Consider the following 2324-nt stretch of genomic DNA (forward strand, 5'->3'; position numbering starts at 1 on the left):
GACCTCTACCTCGCGGTGCCGGGGCCGGTGCCGGTGTCCGCGGGACCCGGCTTCCCGGGACCCGGCAGCGCGGGGGCCGTGGCCGGCCGGCGGGCCAGCACGGCCCGCAGCGCTGCGGTCTGCTCGGGCGGTGTCGCCAGGACCGGTCCCCGCGGCGAACCGGCCGGTACGTCGAGCAGCCCGGCGAGCGCGTGGAGCCCCGCCACGGGCCGCAGCCGCCCGAGCTCGCGGGACAGGGCCAGGAGCCAGGACCGCTCCACGACCGCGTCGAGGGGTCGGCGTTCGACGTGCGCGCGGCGCACCACGACGTACTCGTCGGGGACGAGGGCCGCGACGCCGGTGTGCCAGGCATCGCTCGACGGCAGGGTCGTGAAGGCCCCCTCGGTCATCGCGAGGTCGCCGCTGAGCCCCACGGCGAACGGCTCGTCCCCGACCGCGGCCCGGACGGCGTCCAGACGTGCGCCCACGCCCGTCCTCCCTGCGGGGTCCTTGAGGCCCCGGAGCCTGGCGGTGCGGGCGAGGTGGTTCAGCACCTCGGGCGTCACGTCGTACCCGCTCTGGGCGGGCCGGTTGTAGAAGCACACGGGCAGGTCCGTCTCGGCGGCGACGGCCTCGAACAGGGTCACGACCTCGGCGTCGACGAGCGGGACGTACGCGAAGGGGGCCAGGACGAGCCCGTCGGCCCCGCCCGCCTGCGCCGCCGCCGCGTTCCGCACGACCTCGGTGGTCGCGGGAGCCGCGACCGCGACGTGCACCGGGACCCGCCGCCCCGAGGGGCCGGGACCGGACTCGCGTGCCGCCCGAACTGCGGTGGCGACCACGGCGGCGCGCTCCTCGGGTGAGAACGACGTGCCCGCGCCCGACGACGCGAGGACCGTGACGCCGTCGACCCCGGCGCGGACCGCGTCCTGGACGAGGCGCGTCAGCGTCCCCAGGTCGGGGAGCCCGTCGGGGCCCAGCGGCGTGATCGGGTAGGCGAGCAGCCCGGTGAAGGGTGTCGGTGAGGTCATCCCCGAGATGGTGCCACAGGCCGTCCGCCGAGGGATGGGCGGCCCGGCCCTTGAAGTGGTACCCGCGTCTACGATGCGGTCATGACTCAGGCGACCCCCGCGACCCAGCCCTCCCCGCACGGCACCGACACGCCGGCAGCCGCCCAGGTGCGTGGCGCGCACCTCGTCGGCTCCGTGAACCTCCCGACGGCCGAGGACACGTTCCGCACGGTCGCGGCCCACGCGGGCACGCACCTCAAGCGCATCCCCGACGGCGAGGTGGGCGAGCGCTTCCACTGGATCCTCTTCCAGGGCGCGCGCTTCGACGCCGTACCGGGCCTGGCACGGCTGCCGATCGAGCCCGTGGTCGTCGCCGGGTTCGACGTGCGTCCTCTCGTGCTCGACGGGTCGGTCCCGGCGGACGAGCTGGTCTTCGGCGAGCTGGGCTACGCGGCCGCCGCGGCGGCGTCGTACGCGGACTTCGTGCGGCTGCGCGCGGAGGGTGCGATCCCTGCGGCCACCCGCTTCCAGGTCTGCCTGCCCACGCCGCTCGCCCCCGTCGTGGCCTTCGTCGTCCCCGACGCACGGGAGACCGTCCACCCCGCCTACGAGGCCGCGATGCTGCGCGAGATCGAGGCGATCGTCGCCGCTGTCCCCGCGGGCGACCTCGCGATCCAGCTCGACCTCGCGAGCGAGTTCGCGCTGATCGAGGGCGCGAACCTCGGTGCCGGCCCGGCCCAGGCGTGGTTCGCGATCGACTCCGACGAGGTGCTCGCGGGCTGCGTCGCGCGCGCCGCTCGTGTGGCCTCCGCGGTGCCTGCGGGCGTCGAGCTCGGCTTCCACCTCTGCTACGGCGACGTCGCCGAGAAGCACTTCGTCGAGCCGTCCGACACGCGCCGCCTGGTCGAGGTCGCGAACGGCCTGGCCGCGACGGTCTCGCGCGAGATCGCGTGGTTCCACCTGCCCGTGCCGATCGAGCGCGACGACGTCGAGTACGTCGCACCGCTCGCGGACCTGACGATCGACGACGCGACCGAGCTCTACCTCGGCGTGGTGCACCACGAGGACGGCGTCGAGGGCGCGCAGCGTCGCCTAGCGGCCGCGACCCAGGTCCTGGGCCGGGAGGTCGGCGTGGGCACCGAGTGCGGGTTCGGTCGTGGCCCGAGCGAGCGCACGGGCCCGCTGCTCGACGTCCACACCGCGGTCGCGCGCGCCTGGTAGGAGCCAGCGCCCTGCGCGTGCCCGACGGCGCAGCGCACCTCGGTGACCGGGCGCGCCTCGGTGCGTGGCGCCGTCGGGAGCACGAACGGTCGACGACCCCGACGGGTCGTCGAC

The 2324-nt window shown here is 75.9% G+C and carries 2 protein-coding genes; one reads left to right on the forward strand and one right to left on the reverse strand.

Annotation, left to right across the window (positions count from 1 at the left end; all coding sequences use genetic code 11):
* Positions 1–5: 5 nt before the first annotated feature.
* Positions 6–1010 (reverse strand): dihydrodipicolinate synthase family protein, encoded by a 1005-nt coding sequence (locus ACFRCR_RS18370; RefSeq protein ID WP_377679611.1) that lies wholly within the window; start codon positions 1008–1010, stop codon positions 6–8.
* A gap of 81 nt (positions 1011–1091) precedes the next feature.
* On the opposite strand from ACFRCR_RS18370, the gene ACFRCR_RS18375 reads away from it, so the two are divergent.
* Complete coding sequence (locus tag ACFRCR_RS18375) at positions 1092–2210, forward strand: hypothetical protein (RefSeq protein ID WP_377679613.1); 1119 nt, start codon at positions 1092–1094, stop codon at positions 2208–2210.
* The last annotated feature ends 114 nt before the right edge of the window (positions 2211–2324 follow it).

The sequence above is a fragment of the Oerskovia sp. NPDC056781 genome (genome assembly GCF_042789955.1).
Taxonomy (GTDB): Bacteria; Actinomycetota; Actinomycetes; order Actinomycetales; family Cellulomonadaceae; genus Oerskovia; species Oerskovia rustica.

What these genes read in the sequence shown, in the direction of transcription:
- ACFRCR_RS18370 (WP_377679611.1), bottom strand. Translation starts at nt 1,010, where the DNA reads ATGACCTCACCGACACCCTTCACCGGGCTGCTCGCCTACCCGATCACG.
- ACFRCR_RS18375 (WP_377679613.1), top strand. Translation starts at nt 1,092, where the DNA reads ATGACTCAGGCGACCCCCGCGACCCAGCCCTCCCCGCACGGCACCGAC.